General features: G+C 60.7%; 3 protein-coding genes and 1 tRNA gene (1 of these 4 only partly in view). 2 read left to right on the forward strand and 2 right to left on the reverse strand.

All coding sequences use genetic code 11. The features are described 5' to 3' along the window. Window positions 1–260, forward strand: a 260-nt coding sequence (locus QZ307_RS07135; RefSeq protein WP_295997815.1) for a hypothetical protein, incomplete at its 5' end; no start/stop codon positions are given. 313 nt (window positions 261–573) lie between these two features. Further along, window positions 574–1,839, forward strand: coding sequence for an HD domain-containing protein (locus QZ307_RS07140; protein ID WP_295997818.1), 1,266 nt, complete (start codon window positions 574–576; stop codon window positions 1,837–1,839). A gap of 56 nt (window positions 1,840–1,895) precedes the next feature. Here the strand turns inward: QZ307_RS07140 and QZ307_RS07145 are convergent, their stop codons facing one another. Together QZ307_RS07145 and QZ307_RS07150 are read right to left on the reverse strand one after the other, a co-directional pair. Next, window positions 1,896–2,645 (reverse strand): TSUP family transporter, encoded by a 750-nt coding sequence (locus QZ307_RS07145; RefSeq protein WP_295997821.1) that lies wholly within the window; start codon window positions 2,643–2,645, stop codon window positions 1,896–1,898. Between the two features lie 62 nt (window positions 2,646–2,707). Next, window positions 2,708–2,730, reverse strand: a tRNA-Glu gene (locus tag QZ307_RS07150); it runs 154 nt beyond the window's last position.

Below are 2,730 nucleotides of genomic sequence, written 5' to 3' on the forward strand. Positions count from 1 at the left end.
TCGAATTCCATCCTCAGTATCCGGTTGTCAAGGTTCCGCGGGAGCCTTCCCGCCCGCGCCGTCGCTTGCGGCGCGAGGAAGTACTTTACGGGATTTCGTTTCCCGTGTCAACCGATTCACAAAACCTCAACAATTTTGCTTTCTCGCTTGACAATCCCGTAGGCTCGCAAGGAGCGCTGTCTTCCGTCTTCCGAAAAAGACAGCTTGCATATATTACTGCTTCGAGCTTTTTGTGCAAGAGGTTTTTTCAAATTTCTTAAAATTTTTTGTTCAGATGCTCGGTCATTCTCCCCTGCTTTTTAAGAAAGACCAGTATACTGGGGTGAAATCATCTTTTTCAAAGGACACATTATGGCCTCCGCTCATCGTAATCCCAACACTTCTCCTCGACCCTACCGCCAAGAACCGGCAGATGAAGGCTGTTTGCTTAGTCGCCAGATTCAGGCTGCAGCTACGGGGTCGCGCCCGCGATTTGCGGACGACGTTGCCCTTCGCGCCCTGGACCGTGCGCTTCCCCTTAGTGCGAGAGAGGCTCTCCGCATACTCGAAGGAGCGGGCGGCGAGGCATGGTGCGTGGGGGGCTACGTGCGTGATGCGTTGCTGGGACGCCCCATTCACGATGTCGATCTTGCCACGGATCTTTCTTGGACAACCGTGGCCGGCGCTTTTAAGCAAGCGGGATGGAAGACCGTGGAGACTGGCGTTCAGCACGGCACTATTACGGTCGTCAACGAAGGCGAGCCTTTCGAGATTACTACCTATCGTTGCGATGGCACCTATAGCGACGGCCGCCACCCCGACACAGTGACCCCGGCCTCTACTATAGAAGAGGATCTTCGCCGACGGGATTTCACCATGAACGCCCTGGCCTACCATCCCGAGCGCGGTCTGATCGACCCCTTTGGCGGCTTGGAGGACTTGCAGCGCGGCGTGCTGCGCTGCGTGGGCGATCCCATGACGCGCTTCTCGGAGGACGCGCTCCGCATTTTGCGCGCTTGCCGCTTTGCCTCCCAGCTGGGCGTAGCTATCGATCCCGTCACGTTCGAGGCCATGGTCGCCTCGAAGAACTTGCTGCGCAAAGTATCCGGCGAGCGCATTTATCGCGAACTGGAGCGCTTCGTCTGCGGCGATTACGTCCACGACGCCTTGATGACGTGCGTCGACGTGCTCGCCTTCGTGCTGCCCGAGCTCGTGGCCATGAAGAATTGCCCCCAAGTAACGAAGTACCATATATATGATGTGCTCGAGCACACAGCGTGGGTATGCCAGCACACGCCGCCCGAGCCTCTCCAGCGCTGGTGCGCCCTCTTCCACGACATGGGCAAGCCCGCTGCTGCCTTCTTCGAAGGGGTCGTAGAGCACTTCTACGGCCATGCTGCGGTAAGCGTATCGCTGGCCGAAGGCATTATGCACCGCCTGCCCTTCCCGGCATGGCTGCGCCGCGATGTGCCTGTTATCGTGCGGGCTCACGACGACGTGGTGCCGGCTAATCCCCGGGCCGTGCGCCGTATGCTCGGGCGCCTGAACGGACGCACCGATTTATTCGAAGTCCTCTGCGACATCAAGCGCGCCGATGCGCTCTCCCAGGCGCCCTTCTGCGCCCCGCGGGCCGAAGTAGCCGAAGAGCTGCGGGAGCTTTTGCATCAAATCCTGGAGGATCAAGCGGCTTTCTCGGTGAAGCAGTTGGCCGTCAACGGCCGCGACATCATGGCCCTGGGCGTCGAGCCGGGCCCCGCCGTGGGAGCCATCCTGCAGTCCTGCCTTGACGCCGTTATCGACGAGCACGTGCCCAATGAGCGGGAAGCACTCATTGACTTTGCCCGCGGGCAGCTTACCTAGGCGGCCAACGCAGAGGCGCCAATGCCTCGACCGTTCGCATTGCGCCGAAGATGCACCTAGCCGAGCAGATCGACCAGCAGGCGCACGGCAAACAGGGCGATAACCACCAGCATGAGGGGCCGCAGGAGCGCGGCCCCTTTCTTGTCGAAGAGGCTGGCGCCGATCCAGTTGCCGACGATGTTGAATAGACCGGCTGCTAAACCGAGTCCAATGAGCACCTCGCCATGAGCAAGAAAGACAACGAGAGCGGCCGCGTTCGTGGCCAGGTTGATGGCCTTGGTGGTGCCGGCGGCCTCGCGCATGCCCTGATGGGCCACGGCGGTGAGCAGCAGCATGAGGATGGTGCCGGTACCAGGACCGTAAAAGCCGTCGTAGACACCCACGACCAGGGCGATGGCGCCCGTAAGCGCAAGGGCGCGGCGCGGGGGCAGCGGACGCTCGGCGAACCGATTAAGATCGCGAGTGCGGAAGACGAGCACAGCCACAAAGGGCAGCGAGACAAGCATGAACACCATGAGAGCAAAGCTATCGGCCACCAAGGCCAGCTGAGCGCCAGCCGCCGAGCCGACCAAGCCACAGGCAACACCCACCAGCACGAACCGCTTCACCATGTAGCCGAAGAGCACATAGCGGACTGTAGCCACCAGGGTTCCCATAGTGGAAGATAGCTTGTTTGTGGCAATGGCCGCATGGGGCGGCAGTCCCGCGAAGAAGTAAGCGGGCAGCGAGATGAGCCCTCCCCCACCAGCAACGGCATCGACCAGTCCGGCGATGAGCGCCAAGGGGCACACGATAAGAAACTCCAAGTCCGCCCCTTCCGTTTGCCGGAGACATAAAAAGAGCCGCCCGCGGGCGGCTCGTAAGTTCTTGGTAGCTCCGACCGGATTCGAA

The organism is uncultured Adlercreutzia sp., assembly GCA_910585575.1.
Taxonomy (GTDB): Bacteria; Actinomycetota; Coriobacteriia; order Coriobacteriales; family Eggerthellaceae; genus Adlercreutzia.